This window comes from Enterobacter cloacae complex sp. 2015409 (genome assembly GCF_041365315.1).
In the GTDB taxonomy this organism is placed as follows: domain Bacteria; phylum Pseudomonadota; class Gammaproteobacteria; order Enterobacterales; family Enterobacteriaceae; genus Enterobacter; species Enterobacter pseudoroggenkampii.
The window spans coordinates 19,291-41,339 of sequence record NZ_JBFTVM010000006.1 but is presented as its reverse complement, the minus strand read 5'-3'; the positions used below and the strand labels follow the sequence as shown (position 1 = coordinate 41,339).

Here is a 22,049-nt window from a genome sequence, read left to right as displayed (position 1 = left end):
TTGCTCCTTTGGTTTTTCTGTCTTACAGGCAAAAAAAAGGCGACTCATTGGTCGCCTTTAAAATCAATTTTCTAACGCCGCTTTCTGCGTCGTTACAATAGATTCGATTCCCCCTCGGGCCAACGCCAGCAGAGAGAGAAGTTCTTCGTGAGTGAACGGCTCGCCTTCCGCCGTACCCTGTACTTCAATGATGCGACCGTCTTCGGTCATCACCACGTTCATGTCGGTTTCGGCTGCGGAATCTTCAACGTATTCCAGATCGCAAAGCGCTTCGCCGTTAACGATACCGACTGAAACCGCCGCAACCATGCCTTTCATTGGGTTGGTTTTGAGCTTACCGGCCGCAACCAGCTTGTTCAGAGCGTCCGCCAGCGCCACGCAGGCACCGGTAATGGATGCGGTACGCGTACCGCCGTCTGCCTGAATCACGTCGCAATCGAGAGTGATGGTGAATTCGCCGAGGATTTTCAGGTCAACGGCGGCGCGAAGCGCGCGCGCGATCAGACGCTGAATCTCCATGGTACGACCGCCCTGCTTCCCCTTTGCCGCTTCACGGGCATTACGGGTATGGGTCGCACGCGGCAGCATGCCGTATTCTGCGGTGATCCAGCCCTGACCCTGACCTTTCAGGAAGCGCGGAACACCTTCTTCGATGGAGGCAGTGCACAGCACTTTAGTGTCACCAAACTCAACCAGCACGGAGCCTTCAGCGTGTTTTGTATAGTTACGGGTCAGGATGACGGGACGCACCTGGTTGGCGCTACGACCTGATGGACGCATGATGGATTCTCCGGCTTGAAACGAATGTGGCTGCGCATTATACGGATAAAGGACGCTTATTCCTATCCTGAGAAGCCCCCGAAAGCTATAATCCCCCCATCTCTCCTTTAAAAACGGGAATGTCTATGATCCGCAGTATGACCGCCTACGCCCGGCGTGAAATCAAGGGTAGCTGGGGTAGCGCCACATGGGAAATGCGCTCGGTAAACCAGCGTTACCTGGAAACGTATTTCCGTATGCCGGAGCAATTCCGCAGCCTTGAGCCTGTTGTACGCGAGCGTATTCGTACGCGTCTGACGCGCGGTAAAGTGGAATGTAACCTGCGCTTTGAGCCTGATGCCAGCGCACAGGGCGAGTTGATCCTCAACGAAAAACTGGCGAAACAGCTCGTGAATGCGGCGAACTGGGTCAAAATGCAGAGCGATGAAGGTGAAATCAATCCGGTTGATATTCTGCGCTGGCCTGGCGTCATGGCCGCCGGTGAGCAGGATCTGGATGCCATTGCCGCTGAAATCCTGGCAGCCCTCGACGGCACGCTCGACGACTTTATCGTTGCTCGTGAAACCGAAGGTCAGGCGCTGAAAGCGATGATTGAGCAGCGTCTTGAAGGTGTGAGCACCGAAGTGGCGAAAGTCCGCGCCCATATGCCGGAAGTGCTGCAGTGGCAGCGCGAACGCCTTGTCGCCAAACTGGAAGAAGCGGAAGTTCAGCTGGAAAACACCCGTCTGGAACAAGAGCTGGTGCTGATGGCGCAGCGTATCGATGTCGCTGAAGAGCTGGACCGTCTGGAAGCGCACGTTAAAGAGACCTACAACATTCTGAAGAAGAAGGAAGCGGTGGGCCGCCGTCTGGACTTTATGATGCAGGAGTTCAACCGTGAGTCGAACACCCTGGCGTCTAAGTCGATCAATGCTGACGTGACGAATTCAGCGATTGAGTTGAAAGTGCTGATTGAGCAAATGCGCGAGCAGATTCAGAACATCGAGTAATGCCTTTCGGGTGGTGTCGACGGCACCACCCATTATTATTTCTAATCCATATCAACATCCGTTTTTACGTTTTACCGCCTATCATCAAGCCTGCTCAAGATAAATTAATAAAATTTTTTAGGGCAACCTGACTCGCCTTAGAAAATCTCAATCGTGATCTTGCGCACAAATCGCTAACCTCCCCGCGTTCACACCGGAGGGTCTATGCTGCTTCACATCCTTTATCTCATTGGCATCACCGCAGAAGCCATGACCGGCGCGCTTGCCGCCGGACGTCGCCGTATGGACACCTTCGGCGTAATCATTATTGCTACCGCGACCGCGCTTGGCGGTGGTTCCGTGCGCGATATCCTGCTTGGCCATTACCCGCTCGGCTGGGTTAAACACCCTGAATACGTGATTATTGTGGCGACTGCTGCCGTGTTAACCACCATCGTGGCGCCCGTTATGCCCCATCTTCGCCGCCTGTTCCTGGTGCTTGATGCGCTGGGGCTGATCGTCTTTTCGATCATCGGTGCGCAAATCGCGCTCGATATGGGGGAAGGACCGGTTATCGCCACCATTGCCGCCGTGGTCACGGGCGTATTCGGCGGTGTGCTGCGCGATATGTTCTGCAAGCGCATTCCTCTGGTCTTTCAAAAAGAACTGTATGCCGGCATCTCCTTTGCGGCAGCGGTGCTTTATATCGCCCTGCAGCATTACGTTTCTAACCATGATGTGGTGGTCATCTCGACGCTACTGTTTGGCTTTACGGCCCGCATGCTGGCGCTGCGCCTGAAGCTCGGGCTGCCCGTTTTTCATTACAAACACAGCGCACACTAGTTTCAGAACCCGTTGATGTGCTGTTCAGCGAGCCATTTCGCCAGCACATCAATCTGAGGCGCGAGCATCCAGTTAACGATTTGTCGCGCTTTTTCCTCTCCCGTTCCCGGCAGGGCCTGCCAGTCCTTTGCGTTACGCCCGCTCATCTTCTGCCACGATATGTCTCCCATCGCCTTCAGCGAAGCCTGCGTCATTGGCACACCCAATGCCATGAGCCAGCGGATAAACGGCTTCTCGCGCACCAGATTAAATCGGTGCCAGAGCGCCAGCCCGCGTGCTGAGGAAAACCCCGGTGTTGACTGCAACTGCGCCTGAGTTAATAACAGCCATGAAAAGAGATGTTCAAAATGATGTGCCTGCCAGAGGGTACGCCAGCCTGACTCGCCTAATCCTTCAATATCAAGCACCTGCTTTGAACTGAGCCAGGTCAGCCGGGCAAAGAACTGCTCCATACACTCCGGCGAAGCATAGAAACAACTAAGCGCATGATAACGCGAGGCCGGAGGCTCTGGTTTATGTCTGTCCGTCCCGCGCCAGAGCACTTTATCAAACCGGGGGATACCCTGCCCGGCCAGGCTGATCTGTATCTGATCTCCCGGGGCAATATCCAGTCTCTGCCAGCGCCCAACCGAGCCCAGGCTCACCCGCTGCACCTGTTTATCATCCAGTTGCACGGGTTCCAGCGTTGCTACAACGGAAATTTTGCCCGTTCGCCCCACGGAAAAATGAATATGACTCACCTCAGCAACCTGGGCTGTAGGCGCATATTTCCACGCAACAACCCAGTTGCCTTCTCCCGGTAACCAATCTTCGCCCGCGGGTTCATCCTCCGAACGCACCACAATGCCATCCGTGGCAAAGGGTAATGCGGTCGCGTGCCAGGTCGCGCGCTGTTTCTCGACGCCATCAACAGATTCGGCGGGAAGCGTATACCGTGCCGACAGCGTAAAACCAGCCTGAGACAGTTCAGCTAAAGAGGTCTGCATATCTTTCGGTCCGTCCGGCCAGGCCCAGATGAATACGCCGATCTTGCTCAATAGCGAGTTATCCTTTTGCCGCATCATCGCCCCCGCCACCTTTGCACGAGCGTTCATTCCGCCCATCTGCTGCTGAATGTGGTTGTCGCGCAACCAGAAAAGCTCGCCCTGTAAGACGCTGTTCGCCAGCTTGCCGGTGAGCTTTTGCGGAACAGACGGGACTAAGCGCACCTTCCCGGTCCAGTCTTCCCCTTTCAGGCCATCACCGCGACTGATGGCCTGGGTTAACTTCCCGTCACGATAGACCAGCGTCACCGCCACACCGTCAACTTTCGGCTGCAGCCACAGATGCTGTCGGGCACGCATCCACTGTCTCAGTTCCTCTTTGCTGGCCACCTTATGCACGCCCGTGTGGGCAACAGGATGTTTTACGCTCCCCGTCAGCGCGGGGAGTTTCTCTTCTGAAGGCTCACTGCCAAAACAGCGCTGCCACTGCGTTAAACGCCCGTGAAGCTGGTCGTAAACCTCGTCGTTGATCTCGCTCACGCCCTGCTTCCAGTAAGCCTCATCCCAGCGTTTGATTTGCGCGCTTAACGACGCCATCTCTTTCTCTGCTTTTGCCTGCGACCACACCGGACACATCGCCGCGCCATAACCGCACCACAACAGCATTAACCCGCTTATCCATCGCCACATCGCTACCCCTCCTTTGCGTTGCAGGAGGTATACCCGGATGCCTGAAACAACGCTAACGGCAACGTTTCGCATTGCGAGACGCTATCCAGTATTTCTTTTGGTTGCTGAAAACCACAGATAAAACCTGAAAACGGCACGCAAAATTCAATAATCGAGGGGAAAAAGTGTGACAAAGGCTACGTCACACGGCGGTGACGTGTATAATAAGCCCGTATGTAGGACTTCTTCGTTAACACATACAAAAGACTCTCATGGCTCAAGGCACGCTTTATATTGTTTCTGCCCCTAGTGGCGCGGGTAAATCCAGCCTTATTCAGGCACTGTTAAAAACCCAACCGTTGTACGACACACAGGTTTCTGTTTCTCACACCACGCGCCAGCCGCGTCCGGGTGAAGTGCACGGTGAACACTATTTCTTTGTGGATCACGACGAATTCAGAGCGATGATCGGCAGAGACGCGTTTCTTGAACACGCTGAAGTATTTGGTAATTACTACGGTACTTCGCGTGAAACCATTGAGCAGGTTCTGGCCACGGGCGTGAATGTGTTCCTGGATATCGACTGGCAGGGCGCACAGCAAATTCGCAAGAAAATGCCTGACTCGCGCAGTATCTTTATTTTACCGCCATCGAAAGATGAGCTGGATCGCCGTCTGCGTGGCCGCGGTCAGGACAGCGAAGAAGTGATCGCAAAGCGTATGGAACAGGCTGTTGCAGAAATGAGCCATTACGCGGAATATGATTACCTTATTGTGAATGATGATTTTGATGCCGCATTGAGCGATCTCAAAACCATTCTTCGTGCAGAACGTCTGCGTATGAGCCGCCAGAAGCAGCGACATGACGCATTAATCACCAAACTGTTGGCAGACTGAACCCACTTTCAGTATCATGCCCAGTCATTTCTTCACCTGTGGAGCATTTTAAGTATGGCACGCGTAACTGTTCAGGACGCTGTAGAGAAAATTGGTAACCGTTTTGACCTGGTGCTGGTCGCCGCGCGTCGCGCTCGTCAGATGCAGGTAGGCGGTAAAGATCCGCTGGTACCGGAAGAAAACGATAAAACCACCGTTATTGCACTTCGCGAAATCGAAGAAGGTCTGATCAACAACCAGATCCTCGACGTGCGTGAGCGCCAGGAGCAGCAAGAGCAGGAAGCCGCAGAACTGCAGGCCGTAACCGCTATTGCTGAAGGTCGTCGTTAATTAAACCTGCGGGTCGCCCTTGTATCTGTTTGAAAGCCTGAATCAACTGATTCAAACCTACCTGCCTGAAGACCAGATTAAGCGTCTTCAGCAGGCGTATCTCGTTGCACGTGACGCTCACGAGGGCCAGACACGTTCAAGCGGTGAACCCTATATCACGCACCCGGTAGCGGTGGCCTGTATTCTGGCCGAGATGAAACTCGACTACGAAACGCTGATGGCCGCTCTACTGCACGACGTGATCGAAGATACCCCTGCCACTTACCAGGACATGGAACAGCTGTTTGGCAAAAGCGTTGCCGAACTGGTGGAAGGGGTCTCTAAGCTTGATAAGCTGAATTTCCGCGACAAGAAAGAGGCGCAAGCCGAAAACTTCCGCAAGATGATTATGGCGATGGTGCAGGATATCCGCGTCATTCTCATCAAACTCGCTGACCGTACCCACAACATGCGCACGCTGGGCTCACTTCGCCCGGATAAACGTCGCCGCATTGCCCGTGAAACCCTCGAAATCTACAGTCCGCTGGCGCACCGTTTAGGTATTCATCACATTAAAACCGAGCTGGAAGAGCTGGGTTTTGAAGCGTTGTACCCGAACCGCTATCGCGTGATTAAAGAGGTGGTGAAAGCCGCACGCGGTAACCGTAAAGAGATGATTCAAAAGATCCTCTCTGAAATCGAAGGGCGCTTACAGGAAGCGGGGATCCCGTGCCGCGTCAGCGGTCGCGAGAAACACCTGTACTCCATCTACTGCAAAATGGTGCTCAAAGAGCAGCGTTTTCACTCGATCATGGATATCTACGCCTTCCGCGTCATTGTCCATGACTCGGACACCTGTTATCGCGTGCTGGGGCAGATGCACAGCCTCTACAAACCGCGTCCGGGTCGCATGAAAGATTACATCGCCATTCCAAAAGCGAACGGCTATCAATCTTTGCACACCTCGATGATTGGTCCGCACGGTGTGCCTGTTGAGGTGCAGATCCGCACCGAAGACATGGACCAGATGGCAGAGATGGGGGTTGCCGCACACTGGGCGTATAAAGAGCACGGTGGCGAAAGCAGCACGACCGCACAAATCCGCGCCCAGCGCTGGATGCAGAGCCTGCTGGAGCTTCAGCAGAGTGCGGGCAGCTCGTTTGAATTTATCGAGAGCGTTAAATCCGATCTCTTCCCGGATGAGATTTACGTTTTCACCCCAGAAGGTCGCATTGTCGAACTGCCTGCGGGCGCAACGCCAGTCGACTTCGCTTACGCCGTGCATACCGATATCGGGCATGCCTGCGTCGGCGCGCGCGTCGACAGACAACCTTATCCACTGTCTCAGCCGCTCTCCAGCGGCCAGACGGTAGAAATTATTACCGCGCCGGGTGCACGTCCTAACGCGGCCTGGCTGAACTTTGTCGTGAGCTCCAAAGCACGCGCCAAAATTCGTCAGTTGCTGAAAAACCTCAAGCGTGATGATTCCGTCAGCCTGGGGCGTCGTCTGCTCAACCACGCGTTGGGCGGCAGCCGTAAGCTGGCTGAAATTCCGCAGGAGAACGTCCAGCGTGAGCTGGAGCGCATGAAGCTTACGTCGCTTGACGACTTGCTGGCAGAGATTGGCCTCGGCAACGCCATGAGCGTGGTGGTGGCGAAGAATCTGCAGCAAGGCGACACGACAGCGGTGCCGGCAACCACTCAAAGCCACGGACACCTGCCGATTAAAGGCGCGGACGGCGTGCTGATCACCTTCGCAAAATGCTGTCGTCCAATTCCTGGCGATCCGATTATTGCGCACGTCAGCCCGGGCAAAGGGCTGGTTATCCACCACGAATCCTGTCGTAACATTCGCGGCTATCAGAAAGAAGCCGAGAAGTTTATGGCGGTCGAGTGGGATAAAGAGACCGCGCAGGAATTTATCACCGAAATTAAGGTGGATATGTTCAACCACCAGGGTGCCCTGGCGAACCTGACGGCAGCGATCAACACGGCCTCTTCCAATATTCAGAGCCTGAATACGGAAGAGAAAGATGGCCGCGTGTATAGCGCCTTTATTCGTCTGACCGCTCGCGACCGTGTGCATCTGGCGAATATTATGCGCAAGATCCGCGTCATGCCGGACGTGATTAAAGTCACCCGAAACCGAAACTAGGTTTATGAATTCACAACGTTATGCACGTATCTGCGAAATGCTCGCCAGGCGTCAGCCTGACCTGACGGTCTGCATGGAGCAGGTGCATAAACCTCATAACGTCTCTGCTATCGTTCGTACCGCAGATGCCGTCGGTGTGCATGAAGTGCACGCCGTCTGGCCGGATGGCCGTATGCGCAATACGGTCTCGGCGGCGGCAGGCAGCAACAGCTGGGTATCTGTCAAAAATCATCACACCATTGGCGAAGCCGTATCGCACCTGAAAGGGCGCGGGATGCAGATCCTGGCCACTAACCTGTCCGCTAAAGCCGTAGATTTCCGCGAGATCGACTACACCCGCCCGACCTGCATTTTGATGGGTCAGGAGAAAACCGGGATCACCCAGGAAGCGCTGGATCTGGCGGATCGGGACATCATCATTCCGATGATCGGCATGGTCCAGTCTCTTAACGTCTCCGTGGCGTCCGCGCTCATTCTGTATGAAGCGCAGCGCCAGCGTCAGAACGCCGGGATGTACGAGCGCAGCAACAGCATGCTGCCGGAAGAGGAACAGCAGCGCCTGCTGTTTGAAGGTGGCTATCCGGTGCTGGCTCGCGTTGCGAAGCAGAAAAAATTGCCTTACCCCCACGTCAACGCGCAGGGCGAAATTGAAGCCGATGCCGAGTGGTGGGCCACCATGCAGTACGCCGGGTAAGCGATGAAAGGCCGCCTGCTGGATGCCATCCCGCTCAACAGCCTGACGGGCGTGGGCGCGGCGCAAAGCAATAAGCTGGCAAAAATTGGCCTGCACACCGTTCAGGATCTCCTGCTTCACCTCCCCCTGCGTTACGAAGACCGCACCCAGCTCTATAAGATTGGCGATCTCCTTCCCGCCATTTACGCCACCGTTGAAGGCGAAGTCCTGAACTGCAACATCACCTTCGGCGGACGCCGGATGATGACCTGCCAGATCAGCGACGGCACCGGCATTCTCACCATGCGTTTTTTCAACTTCAGCGCGGCGATGAAAAACAGCCTGGCGACGGGCCGAAGGGTGCTGGCCTATGGCGAAGCCAAACGCGGGAAATACGGCGCAGAGATGATCCACCCGGAGTACCGCGTGCAGGGCGATCTCAGCACGCCGGAGCTGCAGGAGACGCTCACCCCGGTTTACCCGACGACGGAAGGCATCAAGCAGGCGACGCTGCGTAAGCTCACCGATCAGGCGCTGGAGCTGCTGGATACCTGCGCCATTACCGAGCTGCTGCCGCCCGAGCTGGCGCAGGGTATGATGAGCCTGCCCGAGGCGCTGCGCACCCTGCACCGCCCGCCGCCAACGCTGCAGCTCAGCGACTTAGAAAGCGGCAAACACCCCGCCCAACGGCGTCTTATCCTTGAGGAATTACTGGCCCATAACCTGAGCATGCTGGCGCTCCGCGCAGGCGCGCAGCGTTTCCATGCCCAGCCATTAAGCCCGCGTGATGAGCTCAAAGATAAGCTGCTGGCCTCCTTGCCGTTTAAGCCCACCGGCGCACAGGCGCGCGTCACCGCCGAAATCGAACGCGATATGGCGCTCGACGTGCCGATGATGCGCCTGGTGCAGGGCGACGTGGGGTCCGGTAAAACGCTGGTCGCCGCCCTGGCGGCCCTGCGCGCGATCGCCCACGGTAAACAGGTGGCGCTCATGGCGCCGACCGAGCTGCTGGCCGAGCAGCACGCCAATAATTTCCGCGCCTGGTTTGCGCCGCTGGGGATTGAAGTGGGCTGGCTTGCCGGGAAGCAAAAAGGCAAAGCGCGCCTTGCGCAACAGGAGGCTATTGCCAGCGGGCAGGTGCAGATGATTGTCGGCACGCACGCCATCTTCCAGGAGCAGGTGCAGTTTAACGGCCTTGCGCTGGTGATTATCGACGAGCAGCACCGCTTCGGCGTGCACCAGCGTCTGGCATTATGGGAGAAAGGCCTGCAGCAGGGCTTCCACCCGCATCAGCTGATCATGACCGCTACGCCGATCCCGCGCACCCTGGCGATGACGGCCTACGCCGATCTGGATACCTCCACCATCGACGAACTGCCCCCGGGCCGTACGCCGGTCACAACGGTCGCCATTCCTGACACGCGCCGCAGCGATATCATTGACCGCGTGCGCAACGCCTGCACCCACGAAGGGCGCCAGGCCTACTGGGTCTGTACGCTGATTGAAGAGTCGGAACTGCTGGAAGCGCAGGCTGCCGAAGCCACGTGGGAAGAGCTTAAGCTGGCACTGCCGGAGCTGAACGTGGGCCTGGTTCATGGACGCATGAAGCCTGCCGAAAAACAGGCGGTGATGCAGTCGTTTAAGCAGGGCGAGCTGCATTTGCTGGTCGCCACGACGGTCATTGAAGTGGGTGTGGACGTCCCGAACTCCAGCCTGATGATTATCGAAAACCCGGAGCGCCTGGGCCTTGCCCAACTCCACCAGCTGCGCGGGCGCGTTGGCCGTGGCGCGGTAGCGTCCCACTGCGTCCTGCTCTACAAAGCCCCGCTCTCAAAAACAGCCCAGATGCGGTTGCAGGTGCTGCGCGACAGCAACGACGGTTTTGTGATTGCGCAAAAAGACCTGGAGATCCGCGGCCCTGGCGAGCTGCTGGGCACGCGTCAGACGGGGAACGCGGAATTCAAAGTGGCGGATTTGCTGCGCGATCAGGCCATGATCCCCGAGGTTCAGCGCCTGGCACGCCATATTCATGAACGCTACCCCGAACAGGCGGCAGCGTTAATTGAGCGCTGGATGCCGGAAACCGAACGCTATTCCAACGCCTGATTCAGGCAAACATCGGCAGCATCAGGTACAGCTTAATCACCAGCGCGTTGACGATATCAATAAAGAACGCCCCGACCATTGGGACCACCAGAAACGCCATGTGCGAAGGCCCGAAGCGTTCGGTGATCGCCTGCATGTTGGCGATAGCCGTTGGGGTAGCCCCCAGACCAAACCCGCAGTGACCCGCCGCCAGCACCGCCGCATCGTAGTTTTTACCCATCATGCGCCAGGTCACGAACATGGCATACAGCGCCATAAACAGCGCCTGTACCGCCAGAATCGCCACCATCGGCAGCGCCAGCGAGGCCAGCTCCCACAGCTTGAGGCTCATCAGCGCCATCGCCAGGAACAGTGACAGGCAGACGTTGCCGAGCACCGATACCGCCCGTTCAAACACGCGGTAGAAGCCCATCAGCGCCAGGCCGTTGCTCAGGATCACCCCGATAAACAGCACGCAGACAAACGTCGGCAGTTCAAACGCTGAGCCCGCCAGCCATTGCGCAACCACTTTGCCCACGGTCAGGCAGATGGCGATCGTCGCGATGGTTTCAATCAGCACCAGCGAGGTAATGCTGCGCCCGACGTCAGGCTTTTCAAACGCGGTCGGCACCAGCTCATCGTCCGGCCTGCCGTCCGGCGTGGTGGAGTGCTTCACCAGATAGCGCGCCACCGGGCCGCCAATCAGGCCACCCAGCACCAGACCAAAGGTCGCGCAGGCCATCGCCACTTCCGTCGCGTTTTCAAACCCGTAGCGCTCGATAAACAGCTTGCTCCACGCGGCCCCGGTACCGTGGCCGCCTGACAGGGTAATCGACCCCGCCAGCAGCCCCATCAGCGGATCCAGTCCCAGCAGCGACGCCATCCCGATACCAATGGCGTTTTGCATCAGCAGCAGCCCCACCACCACAATCAAAAATACACCGAGCACCTTACCGCCCGCCCGCAGGCTCGCCAGGTTGGCATTCAGGCCGATGGTGGCAAAGAAGGCCAGCATCAGCGGGTCTTTCAGGGACATATCAAAATCGATTTCCCAGCCCATGCTTTTTTTCAGCACCAGCAGGGCCAGCGCCACCAGCAGACCACCGGCGACAGGTTCAGGAATGGTGTATTTCTTCAGAAGGGGAACGCTATGTACCAGCTTACGACCAAGCAGTAAGACCAGCGTTGCGGCAACAAGGGTCGACAACGTATCGAGATGAATCATAGAAGGCTCCTGTTTTGCGCGTGTTCCATACACACGCGGCGTTATCCTGGGCCGGTTTGCGCTCTTCATGAGCTCCCGGCGCGAAAAAGTGTAATTTTTTTTCCCGATACGTTGTAGAAAACCTGCTCACAGCGGCAGATTTTCTTCCCTTTTTTTGCTGGCAATCGTTTGCTTTTACCAGGTGGTCAGATAAAATGCCCGCTTTTCCACCGTGGGATTGCCGCCGATGTCCGTTAACACCATAGAGTCGCCTGATGCGCAACCGATTGCGCAGAAGCAAAATAGCGAACTGATTTACCGCCTTGAAGACCGCCCGCCGCTGCCGCAAACGCTGTTCGCCGCCTGCCAGCATCTTCTGGCGATGTTTGTTGCGGTGATCACCCCGGCGCTGCTGATTTGCCAGGCGCTCGGTTTACCGGCGCAGGACACGCAGCACATTATCAGCATGTCTCTTTTTGCCTCCGGCGTGGCCTCGATTATTCAAATTAAAGCGTGGGGGCCGGTGGGGTCGGGATTATTGTCGATTCAGGGCACCAGCTTTAACTTCGTGGCACCGCTTATCATGGGCGGTACGGCGCTGAAAACCGGCGGTGCGGATGTCCCGACCATGATGGCGGCGCTGTTCGGCACGCTGATGCTGGCCAGCTGTACGGAGATGGTGATCTCCCGCGTTCTGCATCTGGCTCGCCGCGTTATCACCCCGCTGGTTTCCGGCGTCGTCGTGATGATTATCGGCCTGTCGCTGATTCAGGTGGGCCTTACCTCCATCGGCGGCGGCTATGCCGCAATGAGCGACCACACCTTCGGCGCGCCGAAAAACCTGCTGCTGGCGGGCGTCGTGCTGGCGATCATTATTCTGCTTAACCGTCAGCGTAACCCTTACCTGCGCGTGGCCTCGCTGGTGATCGCCATGGCGGCGGGTTACCTGCTGGCGTGGGCGCTGGGCATGCTGCCGGAGAACACCGCGCCGACCAACAGCGCGCTGATCACCGTTCCTACACCGCTGTACTACGGTCTGGGCATTGACTGGGGTCTGCTCCTGCCGCTGATGCTGGTCTTTATGATCACCTCGCTGGAGACCATCGGTGATATCACCGCCACCTCCGACGTCTCCGAGCAGCCGGTGTCCGGCCCGCTGTACATGAAGCGCCTGAAAGGCGGCGTGCTGGCGAATGGCCTGAACTCGTTTGTCTCTGCGGTCTTCAACACCTTCCCGAACTCCTGCTTCGGTCAGAACAACGGCGTGATCCAGCTGACCGGCGTGGCCAGCCGCTACGTTGGCTTCGTGGTGGCGCTGATGCTGATCGTCCTCGGCCTGTTCCCGGCGGTGAGCGGCTTTGTGCAGCACATCCCTGAGCCGGTGCTGGGCGGCGCAACGCTGGTGATGTTCGGGACTATCGCGGCCTCCGGCGTGCGTATTGTCTCCCGCGAGCCGCTGAACCGCCGCGCGATCATGATTATCGCCCTGTCGTTGGCCGTCGGTCTGGGCGTTTCCCAGCAGCCGCTGATCCTGCAGTTTGCACCTGACTGGGTGAAAAACCTGCTCTCTTCCGGCATTGCCGCAGGCGGTATCACCGCTATCGTGCTGAACCTCGTTTTCCCGCCTGAGAAAAATTGATTTCTCTCACGGCAGGCAGTCAATGCCTGCCGTGACATCTAATTACACCATTCCCGCCTTGAGGATTGCGCATAAATCGTGCATAACTCCCTTATGTGCGTTTTGCGGGATGGAAGACCATGAAATTTATTGGAAAGCTCCTCATCTATCTTCTGGTAGCCCTGCTCATTGTGATGCTGGCGCTCTACATTCTGCTCCAGACCCGCTGGGGCGCGTCTCAGGTCAGCAGCTGGGTGACGGTGAATACTGATTACGAACTCAGTTTCGACAAGATGAATCACCGCTTTTCGTCGCCTTCCCACATTATTCTGGAAAACGTCACCTTCGGTCGGGACGGAAAACCCGCCACCCTGGTCGCCAAAAAAGTCGATATTGGCCTGAGCAGCCGCCAGGTAACCGATCCGCTGCATATGGACACCATCACCCTGTTCGACGGCACGCTGAATCTCTCGCCGCAGACGGCGCCGCTGCCTTTCCAGGCGGATCGCCTGCAGCTGAACAACATGGCCTTTAACAGCCCGAATACCGAATGGGACCTGAGCGCGCAGAAGGTGACGGGCGGCGTCAGCCCATGGCAGCCGGAAGCCGGGAACGTGCTGGGGAACAACGCGCAGATTCAGATGAGCGCAGGCTCGCTGACCCTGAACGGCGTACCGGCCACCAACGTGCTGATCGAGGGCCAGCTTAACGGCAAGGAAGTGGTGCTGAACACGATTGGCGCCGATATGGCCCGCGGCTCACTCACCGGCTCCGCCCTGCGCAACGCCGACGGGAGCTGGATTATCGACACCATGCGTCTGAACGAAATCCGCCTGCAGAGCGATAAAACGCTGATGGCGTTCTTCGCGCCGCTGGCCACCATTCCCTCTCTGCAGATTGGTCGTCTGGACCTGACCGACGCCCGGCTTCAGGGCCCGGACTGGGCGGTGACCGATCTCGATTTAAGCCTGCGCAACCTGACTCTCAGCAAAGGCGACTGGCAGAGCCAGGAGGGCCGCCTGTCGATGAACGCCAGCGAGTTTATCTACGGCTCGCTGCATCTTTTCGACCCGATTCTGAATGCAGAGTTTTCCCCGCAGGGCATGGCGCTGCGTCAGTTCACTTCCCGCTGGGAGGGCGGCATGGTGCGCACCTCCGGTAACTGGCTGCGCGACGGTAAAGCGCTGGTGCTGGACGATGTCGCCATCGCCGGGCTGGAATACACCCTGCCGCAGAACTGGAAGACGCTGTGGATGGAGCCTCTGCCGGAATGGCTGAACAGCGTCACGCTGCAAAAATTCGGCCTGAGCCGCAACCTGGTGATCGACATCGATCCCGCCTTCCCGTGGCAGATCACCTCTCTGGACGGCTATGGTGCAAACCTGCAGCTGGTGAAAGATCGCCAGTGGGGCGTCTGGGGCGGCAGCGCAACCCTGAACGGCGCGGCGGCAACCTTTAACCGCGTGGACGTGCGCCGTCCGTCGCTGGCGCTGAATGCCAACGCCGCCACGGTGAATATTACCGACCTGAGCGCGTTTACCGAGAAAGGTATTCTGGAAGCAACGGCGACGGTTTCTCAGCTTCCGCAGCGGCAGACTACGGTGAGCCTGAACGGGCGCGGCGTGCCGCTCAACGTACTGCAGCAGTGGGGCTGGCCTGCGCTGCCGATTGCGGGCGACGGCAATATTCAGCTCACCGCCAGCGGCAGCGTGCAGGCCAATGCGCCACTGAAGCCAACGGTGAACGGCAAGCTGAGTGCAGTGAATATGGATAAACAGCAGGTGCAGCAGACGATGGCGGGCGGTGTAGTTTCAACACCGCCCTCACCCCAGCCCTCTCCCTGAAAGGGAGAGGGAGCAAACCATTCCCTCGCCCCTCTGGGGAGAGGGGAATTAAAGGTGAACCACCACCTCATTCCCCTCCGCTTGCATCAACACGCCCCACTCGCTGCCCGCGTGTGAGCCGCCTTTCACGCCATTCACCTTCTGCACGTTGCGCAAGCACACCGACCAGTTTTTCGCGTCTCCCGCGCCGGTAAAGGTCACGATATCGCCCTGACGCGATGCCTTCAGCGTAAACGCCACCGCGCCGTCCGCCGCAGGCACTTCGCTCACCGCCGTTGCGCCATCGTCCAGGTTAAACAGCTGGAAGGCCGTCCCCTCATTCCACGCGTAGTCCGGCTTCTGGTTGTTGCTGCCCAGCGCCAGCAGCGTGTTGTCGCGCACGTAGACCGGCAGGCTCATGAAATCGTGCTGCTGCTTATGCCAGCGGCTGCCCTGAATTTCGTCGTTGTGCCACAGGTGCGTCCAGCGGCCTTCCGGCAGATAGAACTGCACGTCGCCCGCCTCGGAGAACACGGGCGCGACCATCATTGCATCCCCCAGCATGTACTGACGATCGAGGTAATCGCACGCCGGATCGTCCGGGAACTCCAGCATCATCGCCCGCAGCATCGGCGTGCCGAACTCGCGGGCCAGCGCCGCCTGACGGTACAGGTACGGCATTAGTTGGCATTTCAGCTGCGTGAAGTGGCGCACCACGTCGCAGGACTCGTCATCGTAGGCCCACGGCACGCGGTAGGATTTACTGCCGTGCAGGCGGCTGTGGCTGGAGAACAGCCCGAACGCGCACCAGCGTTTGTAGACGTGCGCCGGGGCGGTGTTTTCGAACCCGCCAATATCGTGGCTCCAGAACCCGAAGCCGGACAGGCCAATCGACAGCCCGCCGCGCAGGCTCTCGGCCATGGATTCATAGTTGGCGTAGCAGTCGCCACCCCAGTGCACCGGGAACTGCTGCGCCCCGACGGACGCGGAGCGGGCGAACAGCACCGCTTCTTCTTCCCCCACCGTCTCTTTCAGCACGTTCCACACCAGCTCGTTATAGATGTAGGTGTAGTGGTTGTGCATCTTCTGCGGATCGGACCCGTCAAACCACTGCACGTCCGTCGGGATACGCTCGCCGAAGTCGGTCTTGAAGCAGTCGACGCCGATATCCACCAGGCCTTTCAGCCTGTCGGCATACCACCGGCACGCGTCCGGGTTGGTAAAGTCATAAATCGCCAGCCCCGGCTGCCATTTGTCCCACTGCCACAGGGAGCCGTCCGGGCGCTTGAGCAGGTAGCCCTTCGCTTTCAGCTCCTGGAAGATCGGGGATTTCTGGCCGATGTACGGGTTAATCCACACGCAGACCTTCAGCCCCTTCTCTTTCAGGCGGCGGATCATGCCTTCCGGATCCGGGAAGGTCACCGGGTCCCACTCGAAATCGCACCACTGGAAGGCCTTCATCCAGAAGCAGTCGAAGTGGAACACGTGCAGCGGCAGGTCGCGCTCGGCCATGCCGTCGATAAAGCTGTTCACCGTCGCTTCGTCGTAGTTGGTGGTGAACGAGGTGGTGAGCCACAGGCCGAACGACCAGGCAGGCGGCAGCGCCGGACGCCCGGTGAAACGGGTATAGCGGTTTAATACCTCTTTTGGCGTCGGGCCGTCGATCACGAAGTATTCGAGATATTCCCCTTCCACGCTGAACTGCACTTTGGAGACCTTCTCGGAGCCGACTTCAAACGAGACGTTCTCGGGATGATTCACCAGCACGCCGTAGCCGCGATTGGTCAGGTAGAACGGGATATTTTTGTAGGACTGCTCGGTGCTGGTGCCGCCGTCGCGGTTCCAGGTTTCGACCGTCTGGCCGTTGCGCACCAGCGCGGTAAAGCGCTCGCCGAGGCCGTAGACCGTTTCCCCCACGCCCAGATCCAGACGTTCGAACACGTAATTGCGGTCGGCGTTGGTATCCTGCACGTAGCCGTTGTTTTTCAGCTGGCTGCCGGTAATGCGCTGGCCGTTACGCAGGAAATCCAGCGCCCAGAACTCGCCTTTGGTGACGCGCACGCTGACGCTGCCGCTTTTCAGCTCGGCAAACTCGGCGTTGTTTTCAATCTCTACCTTCACGTCCTTCAGAACGTTCAGCGGATAGTGCGGGCCGTTGTTCAGCGCGCCCTGGAAATGCTCAATGCGCACCCCGACAATCCCTTCCTGCGGGGCAAACAGGCGCACCGTGAACATCAACGTGTCGAGCTGCCAGGTGCGTTCGCGCACGTCGCGCGGCGCCACGTACACCACCAGGTCATTGCCCTGCTGCTCCACGTCGAACACCTGAACCGGATACGTCACGTTCAGGCCCGGTTGAATAAGCCAGTTTCCATCACTGATTTTCATGCTTTCGTCCTCTTAGTTCTGCAATTCTTTGCTGACCGGCAGGGTTTCAAATTCCTGCTGATTGCGGCGCGCGCCCTGTGCCAGCTCGCCCAGGATTTTGGTCAGGAAGGGGGTTTTCAGCGTGTAGTAGCGTTTGGCGATGATGGCGCTCAGCACGTAGCAGACCGCCGGGGCCAGGGTAAACAGGCCGATAATGATGCTGATGGTCGCGCTGTTCTGGGTTTTGGCCGCCGCGTCGTAGCCGCCGCCTGCCAGCATCCAGCCGATCATCGCCCCGCCCAGCGCCAGACCCAGCTTCAGCACGAACAGCGTGCCCGCAAAGCTGATGCCGGTCAGGCGCTTGCCGTTGGTCCATTCACCGTAGTCGACGGTATCGGACATCATTACCCACTGGATCGGCGTCACCAGCTGGTGCAGCACGCCGATGACGAAGATAAAGGCGAACATCCCCACGGTGGCGTGCATCGGCACGAAGAACATCGCCACGCTGACCACCGCCAGCGCGGCGTTGGTCCACCAGAAGATGCTGACCTTGCACTTCCAGTCGGTGAGCGGTTTTGCCAGCGCGGAGCCAATGAGGTTGCCGACGCAGTAGGTGGTGAGGAAGGCGACGAACACCTCCGGCGAACCCATGATCCAGGTGCAGTAGTACATCATCGCGCCGCCGCGCACGCAGACGGCAAGGATGTTGAGGATGGTGAGCACACCGACGATGCGCCACTGGTCGTTTTGCCAGATATCGCGTAGGTCTTCCCGCATGGAGGTGGTGCTCGGCGGCACCTGGATGCGCTCTTTGGTGGTAAAGAAGCAGAACGCCAGCATCAGGAAAGCGACCACCGACAGCACGGCGATCCCGCCCTGGAAGCCGAACGCCTTATCGTCGCCGCCAATCAGGTTCACCAGTGGCATCATCAGCACCGTAGAGAGCATGCCGCCCGCCGTCGCCAGCACAAATCGCCAGGACTGCAGGGAGATACGCTGCGTCGGGTCATTGGTGATCACGCCGCCCAGCGCGCAGTAGGGGATGTTGACCACGGTATAGAGCAGGGTCAGCAGGGTGTAAGTAATGGCGGCATACACCATTTTGCCGTTGAGGCTCAGGTCCGGCGTGGTGTAAGCCAGCACGCAGACGATGCCGAACGGGATGGCACCAAACAAAATCCACGGACGGAACTTGCCCCAGCGGCTGCGGGTGCGGTCGGCGATCAGCCCCATGCACGGGTCGGAGATCGCATCCAGCGCGCGCGCCAGCAGGAACATGGTGCCGACAAACCCGGCGGGAATGCCGAAAATATCGGTGTAGAAAAACATCATGTACAACATAACGTTATCAAAAATGATGTGGCTGGCGGCGTCACCCATGCCGTAGCCAATCTTCTCTTTTACTGACAATACTTCGCTCATCTTTTTTTATCCTTCACGCTGTAGGGGGCGCTGAGACCGGTTACAGAGTTTTAAACCATTGTTTCAGGAGCGGGTATTGCGTTTTCTGATTAGCAGATTACGTTTCTTGTTTTTTGTGATCGCGGTAAATGTTGGGAAGCAGAAGGGCTAACATGAGGATTTTCTTAGGAATTACCTGAAACAGGGGTGTACAGGTCAAAAGAGAGGTGAAAAAAGTGGTGTGGGGTATGTGGTAAATGCCTGAAAGTAGCTATAATGCGCCCCGCCTCCATGTAGCAATCGAGGCGCGGAAGATCGTCATCTCCGGTGAGGTGGCTGGACTTCAAATCCAGTTGGGGACGCCAGCGTTCCCGGGCAGGTTCGACTCCTGTGATCTTCCGCCAAAATCATTCCTTTTTATACAAACTTTCTAGTACTGCCAATAAGTCCCTTAATCCACTGTTAAAATCATTTCTAAAATCTGCGTATTTTTTTGTTTTTAACAACTCAGGTATTTTGCAATCTTTCAAAAGTAAAGGAAGCACATGAATACAATTGTGTTGAATTTCATTCCAATATTTTGTTTGCCATTCTCTTTCTACCCATTTTGATGAAACCGTATTTTCAGAAAGAATAACAATTACAAAATCAGCTTCTTCTAGTCCGTCTGAAATTCGCTCGGGAATAATCCCCCCCACTTTTATGTCCCATTCATCCAACCAAGGAGCATACCCATTTGCTTCAAGGTCCATACATAACATCTTTGCAAACGGTTTATCTAATGATGAATGAGAGATGAAAATTTTTGCCCCGTTAGGTTTATTCATATAGCGCTGCTCCACAATTTGGTCCAGAAGAGTAGTTTCAATGTAATGTAATTCTGAAAAATAACTGCACAATTTCTTATATGATATTTTATTGTATGGAGAGCACAGTTTAGTGAGTTCAGCTTTACGATTTATTACGAGACAGGCAAACCAAACTCGAGCAGTTCCTGCAATTTAACGACCGGACGTTTTAGAAGGGGCAGGCAAGATCAGCAAGAAAGTGGCTGATGAAAAGGCGTGCTCAGAATACATTGAGTTTGAAAAAAAGCAGCGCCTGCTGAAAGAAGCCGAGGGTGAGAAAGATATCGTCGGCTTATTAAAATGGGATAAGCAGGCTAAGCGCTAATCCCGGTCCCCCGGCTCGCATCATCCACAAACAGCATTTCAATGCGGTTTCATCCATGCCTAAAAAGCCGTGAATAACGCCTGCGTCATCCAGGGCTGAGCGCGACGATTAACTCCGTGTAACTGCCGGTGGGCAGCAGGACAGGGCTGATATTCAGCCCTGTGACAGTTATTTTCAGCGACATCTTTCAGATATTACGCTCTGAGATCTCTGCTTTTATTAAGCTGTATAGCTTATCTGATAACTCATTAAGGGTATTGTTTTCAGCTTGCAGCATTTTGCCGTTATTTTGCAATATTAAGTCGTTAAAGGAACCAGCCCCTCTGAAAATAGACCTAATACCTAACACGACCTGGTCATAATCAGAATCCAGGTGCTCACGATAATAAATTAGTCTTTTTGACCAAACACCTTCATCACAAGAGACAAGTAATTCAATGATTTGATTAAGTAACGTATGTATTTCTGATTTCATTTCAATCCCCCAAAATTAACCGTCTCTACGCCTGGAATATTCCAAGGCGCAGGGATTACGACTTGCTCAGTACCTCCAGGGAAAATATCAGACTGGTAGCCCACCTCTCCGACATATACCTTCGATCCTGCAGGAATTTTTATCTCATAAAAACTATCGATCACAGATTCAGAACCGTCAGGCCATTTTGGTAACACAGCCTTATCGACACGCGTCTGTAGTACTCCTAAAGGTCGTTCATAACTGAAAAATCGACCCAACTCTGTGCCGCTTTGACCACCTCTAAAAATGTGGTGTCCTGGGACAATGTTATTTCCTTGTAAGCTCCGCCTGAGAATGTTTCGGCAAAGCGCTCATTTAATGGTCCGGGCTTTATCATCGAGTATTCACCCTCGACTTTTCCCAGAACATGGAGATTGTTAAGCTCACTCGCCGCCCCCAGTCTGCCAAGGCCAAGACCCGCAGCAACAGAAGCGCCAGCAATAACCAGCCCTTTATTGTCCATAACCTGATTGTAACCCGCTGGCGCATCGCCGCCGGGCGAACGTGATATCCCGGGCGTTTCAGTTGCCGGGACAGGAGATGGCTGAGCCGGGTATGAAGGAACAGCGGCAGATCATTGCGAAGGTCACCGGATGTCGTCAACACTCCCGAAATAGCATGCCCGGTTATGTCTTTTCTCAGCAGAACGAGCTTCCCAGATTTGATGTCGGCAAGAGTGTCACGGTATGCCATCCACGGATGCTGCCAGTGAAACGGTTGATAACGGCTGACAAACCGGGTGTAGCCCTGTGGTAAATTCCACTCCTGAATTATGCGGTTGGGCAGTGCAGTTTCTGCGAGATCTCCTGCCGCAGTGTCCGGATGGATAATGTGAGGAATGTCCTCAAGGTAGATGTCGTCCAGTGACATTGCCTGACTGTGATGAAGCATAGTGTCCCTTTTACGCTGCCGTTATACGCCCAATTATTGCGCATTCCAGGCAACAGGCAAAGACCCCTAATGCCCCGCGGTTGATTTACCACATACCCTGCCTGGGTTATGCCTGACCGGAGATGGACCAGAAAACGTCCGCTACGAGCGAGGAACTGAAGTTCGCAGTTACTCTCAAAGTCGATGAAGAAATTGCCAGCATTACTGTGTATTAATCAATGGGGAGCAGGTCAAGGGCGTTAAGCCTGTCCACCCAACCGCATATGCAACAACGGAAACGGATTCCCCTGCCCGTCCAGTTCCGAGCGTCCAACCTGCTCAAACCCCATATGACGATAAAACGCGACGCCCTGCGGGTTCTGCTCATTCACGTCCACTTCGTTCGCGCCGAACGCTGCGATGGCGTGGTTCAGCAGTAACTTCCCAACGCCCTTCCCCCGGCTCGCGTCATCAATAAACAGCATTTCAATACGGTTTTCATCCACGCCTAAAAAGCCGTGAATAACGCCTGTATCATCGCGGGCCATCACGACCTTGAGGTTAGGCAGATAGGCGTTAAGCAATAACGGGCGCAGCGCCGCAATATCGCTTTCCTGCAAAAAATGATGGGTGGCGCGGACGGAGGATTCCCAGATCGCGACCAGACGTTCGAAGTGTGAGGGGAGTGCGGTTTCTATTTTCATGGGGGGAT

General features: G+C 56.5%; 17 protein-coding genes, 1 tRNA gene and 3 pseudogenes. 11 read left to right on the top strand and 10 right to left on the bottom strand.

What is annotated here, in order from left to right:
* Positions 1-63: 63 nt before the first annotated feature.
* A complete protein-coding gene (gene rph, locus ACDO57_RS20405) occupies positions 64-780 on the bottom strand; it encodes a ribonuclease PH (RefSeq protein WP_024906632.1) in 717 nt (238 codons plus the stop codon).
* A gap of 125 nt (positions 781-905) precedes the next feature.
* On the opposite strand from rph, the gene ACDO57_RS20400 reads away from it, so the two are divergent.
* Together ACDO57_RS20400 and ACDO57_RS20395 are read left to right on the top strand one after the other, a co-directional pair.
* Positions 906-1,769, top strand: coding sequence for a YicC/YloC family endoribonuclease (locus ACDO57_RS20400; RefSeq protein ID WP_032650708.1), 864 nt, complete (start codon positions 906-908; stop codon positions 1,767-1,769).
* 204 nt (positions 1,770-1,973) lie between these two features.
* Positions 1,974-2,591, top strand: coding sequence for a trimeric intracellular cation channel family protein (locus ACDO57_RS20395; protein WP_023334014.1), 618 nt, complete (start codon positions 1,974-1,976; stop codon positions 2,589-2,591).
* Between the two features lie 2 nt (positions 2,592-2,593).
* Here the strand turns inward: ACDO57_RS20395 and ligB are convergent, their stop codons facing one another.
* On the bottom strand, positions 2,594-4,264 hold the full coding sequence (ligB, locus tag ACDO57_RS20390; RefSeq protein WP_370884518.1) for an NAD-dependent DNA ligase LigB: 1,671 nt from the start codon (positions 4,262-4,264) through the stop codon (positions 2,594-2,596).
* Between the two features lie 251 nt (positions 4,265-4,515).
* Here ligB and gmk point away from each other — a divergent pair, with 251 nt between their 5' ends.
* The 5 genes from gmk to recG are packed head-to-tail and all read left to right on the top strand — an operon-like array spanning position 4,516 to position 10,382.
* The gene (gene gmk, locus ACDO57_RS20385) at positions 4,516-5,139 is read left to right on the top strand and encodes a guanylate kinase (RefSeq protein ID WP_008502674.1); all 624 of its coding nucleotides are present in this window, start codon (positions 4,516-4,518) and stop codon (positions 5,137-5,139) included.
* A 54-nt stretch (positions 5,140-5,193) separates the two neighbouring features.
* Positions 5,194-5,469, top strand: coding sequence for a DNA-directed RNA polymerase subunit omega (gene rpoZ, locus ACDO57_RS20380; RefSeq protein WP_000135058.1), 276 nt, complete (start codon positions 5,194-5,196; stop codon positions 5,467-5,469).
* 19 nt (positions 5,470-5,488) lie between these two features.
* Positions 5,489-7,603: a bifunctional GTP diphosphokinase/guanosine-3',5'-bis pyrophosphate 3'-pyrophosphohydrolase gene (gene spoT, locus ACDO57_RS20375; RefSeq protein WP_024906643.1), complete on the top strand. Its 2,115-nt coding sequence runs from the start codon at positions 5,489-5,491 to the stop codon at positions 7,601-7,603.
* Positions 7,604-7,607: 4 nt separating this feature from the next.
* The gene (gene trmH / locus ACDO57_RS20370) at positions 7,608-8,297 is read left to right on the top strand and encodes a tRNA (guanosine(18)-2'-O)-methyltransferase TrmH (protein WP_024906644.1); all 690 of its coding nucleotides are present in this window, start codon (positions 7,608-7,610) and stop codon (positions 8,295-8,297) included.
* Positions 8,298-8,300: 3 nt separating this feature from the next.
* Positions 8,301-10,382 carry an ATP-dependent DNA helicase RecG gene (recG, locus tag ACDO57_RS20365; protein WP_148770320.1) on the top strand — a complete coding sequence of 694 codons (2,082 nt, stop codon included), beginning with the start codon at positions 8,301-8,303 and terminating at the stop codon, positions 10,380-10,382.
* Between the two features lies 1 nt (position 10,383).
* Here the strand turns inward: recG and gltS are convergent, their stop codons facing one another.
* A complete protein-coding gene (gene gltS, locus ACDO57_RS20360; RefSeq protein ID WP_024906646.1) occupies positions 10,384-11,586 on the bottom strand; it encodes a sodium/glutamate symporter in 1,203 nt (400 codons plus the stop codon).
* Positions 11,587-11,812: 226 nt separating this feature from the next.
* Here gltS and xanP point away from each other — a divergent pair, with 226 nt between their 5' ends.
* Entirely contained in the window at positions 11,813-13,204 is a 1,392-nt protein-coding gene (xanP, locus tag ACDO57_RS20355; RefSeq protein ID WP_014881972.1) for a xanthine/proton symporter XanP, read from the top strand.
* Positions 13,205-13,323: 119 nt separating this feature from the next.
* Positions 13,324-15,027, top strand: a complete 1,704-nt coding sequence (locus ACDO57_RS20350) for an AsmA family protein (RefSeq protein WP_370884517.1) — start codon at positions 13,324-13,326, stop codon at positions 15,025-15,027.
* A gap of 48 nt (positions 15,028-15,075) precedes the next feature.
* Here the strand turns inward: ACDO57_RS20350 and yicI are convergent, their stop codons facing one another.
* Together yicI and ACDO57_RS20340 are read right to left on the bottom strand one after the other, a co-directional pair.
* A complete protein-coding gene (yicI, locus tag ACDO57_RS20345; protein ID WP_370884516.1) occupies positions 15,076-17,394 on the bottom strand; it encodes an alpha-xylosidase in 2,319 nt (772 codons plus the stop codon).
* A gap of 12 nt (positions 17,395-17,406) precedes the next feature.
* A complete protein-coding gene (locus ACDO57_RS20340) occupies positions 17,407-18,798 on the bottom strand; it encodes a glycoside-pentoside-hexuronide family transporter (protein ID WP_370884515.1) in 1,392 nt (463 codons plus the stop codon).
* Positions 18,799-19,086: 288 nt separating this feature from the next.
* Here ACDO57_RS20340 and ACDO57_RS20335 point away from each other — a divergent pair.
* Positions 19,087-19,181 (top strand) — tRNA-Sec (locus ACDO57_RS20335).
* A 3-nt stretch (positions 19,182-19,184) separates the two neighbouring features.
* Here ACDO57_RS20335 and ACDO57_RS20330 read toward each other — a convergent pair.
* Complete coding sequence (locus tag ACDO57_RS20330) at positions 19,185-19,604, bottom strand: toll/interleukin-1 receptor domain-containing protein (protein WP_370884514.1); 420 nt, start codon at positions 19,602-19,604, stop codon at positions 19,185-19,187.
* A gap of 134 nt (positions 19,605-19,738) precedes the next feature.
* Here ACDO57_RS20330 and rhuM point away from each other — a divergent pair.
* Positions 19,739-19,950: pseudogene (gene rhuM / locus ACDO57_RS20325) on the top strand (RhuM family protein); the annotation flags it as partial.
* Here rhuM and ACDO57_RS20320 read toward each other — a convergent pair.
* The 4 genes and pseudogenes from ACDO57_RS20320 to ACDO57_RS20305 all read right to left on the bottom strand — a co-directional run.
* Positions 19,949-20,046: pseudogene (locus ACDO57_RS20320) on the bottom strand (GNAT family N-acetyltransferase); the annotation flags it as partial. The pseudogenes rhuM and ACDO57_RS20320 sit on opposite strands and share 2 nt — an antisense overlap.
* A 91-nt stretch (positions 20,047-20,137) precedes the next feature.
* Entirely contained in the window at positions 20,138-20,425 is a 288-nt protein-coding gene (locus ACDO57_RS20315) for a hypothetical protein (protein WP_248166109.1), read from the bottom strand.
* 439 nt (positions 20,426-20,864) lie between these two features.
* Positions 20,865-20,963, bottom strand: a pseudogene (locus ACDO57_RS20310) (type VI secretion system tube protein Hcp); the annotation flags it as partial.
* A gap of 634 nt (positions 20,964-21,597) precedes the next feature.
* On the bottom strand, positions 21,598-22,041 hold the full coding sequence (locus ACDO57_RS20305) for an acetyltransferase (protein ID WP_370884513.1): 444 nt from the start codon (positions 22,039-22,041) through the stop codon (positions 21,598-21,600).
* Positions 22,042-22,049: the final 8 nt, after the last annotated feature.

Coding starts and splice junctions, on each gene's coding strand:
- ACDO57_RS20395 (WP_023334014.1), top strand. CDS start 1,974: ATGCTGCTTCACATCCTTTATCTCATTGGCATCACCGCAGAAGCCATG.
- ACDO57_RS20400 (WP_032650708.1), top strand. CDS start 906: ATGATCCGCAGTATGACCGCCTACGCCCGGCGTGAAATCAAGGGTAGC.
- ACDO57_RS20305 (WP_370884513.1), bottom strand. CDS start 22,041: ATGAAAATAGAAACCGCACTCCCCTCACACTTCGAACGTCTGGTCGCG.
- recG (WP_148770320.1), top strand. CDS start 8,301: ATGAAAGGCCGCCTGCTGGATGCCATCCCGCTCAACAGCCTGACGGGC.
- ACDO57_RS20340 (WP_370884515.1), bottom strand. CDS start 18,798: ATGAGCGAAGTATTGTCAGTAAAAGAGAAGATTGGCTACGGCATGGGT.
- gltS (WP_024906646.1), bottom strand. CDS start 11,586: ATGATTCATCTCGATACGTTGTCGACCCTTGTTGCCGCAACGCTGGTC.
- trmH (WP_024906644.1), top strand. CDS start 7,608: ATGAATTCACAACGTTATGCACGTATCTGCGAAATGCTCGCCAGGCGT.
- rph (WP_024906632.1), bottom strand. CDS start 780: ATGCGTCCATCAGGTCGTAGCGCCAACCAGGTGCGTCCCGTCATCCTG.
- rpoZ (WP_000135058.1), top strand. CDS start 5,194: ATGGCACGCGTAACTGTTCAGGACGCTGTAGAGAAAATTGGTAACCGT.
- gmk (WP_008502674.1), top strand. CDS start 4,516: ATGGCTCAAGGCACGCTTTATATTGTTTCTGCCCCTAGTGGCGCGGGT.
- xanP (WP_014881972.1), top strand. CDS start 11,813: ATGTCCGTTAACACCATAGAGTCGCCTGATGCGCAACCGATTGCGCAG.
- ACDO57_RS20350 (WP_370884517.1), top strand. CDS start 13,324: ATGAAATTTATTGGAAAGCTCCTCATCTATCTTCTGGTAGCCCTGCTC.
- ACDO57_RS20330 (WP_370884514.1), bottom strand. CDS start 19,604: ATGAATAAACCTAACGGGGCAAAAATTTTCATCTCTCATTCATCATTA.
- ligB (WP_370884518.1), bottom strand. CDS start 4,264: ATGTGGCGATGGATAAGCGGGTTAATGCTGTTGTGGTGCGGTTATGGC.
- ACDO57_RS20315 (WP_248166109.1), bottom strand. CDS start 20,425: ATGAAATCAGAAATACATACGTTACTTAATCAAATCATTGAATTACTT.
- yicI (WP_370884516.1), bottom strand. CDS start 17,394: ATGAAAATCAGTGATGGAAACTGGCTTATTCAACCGGGCCTGAACGTG.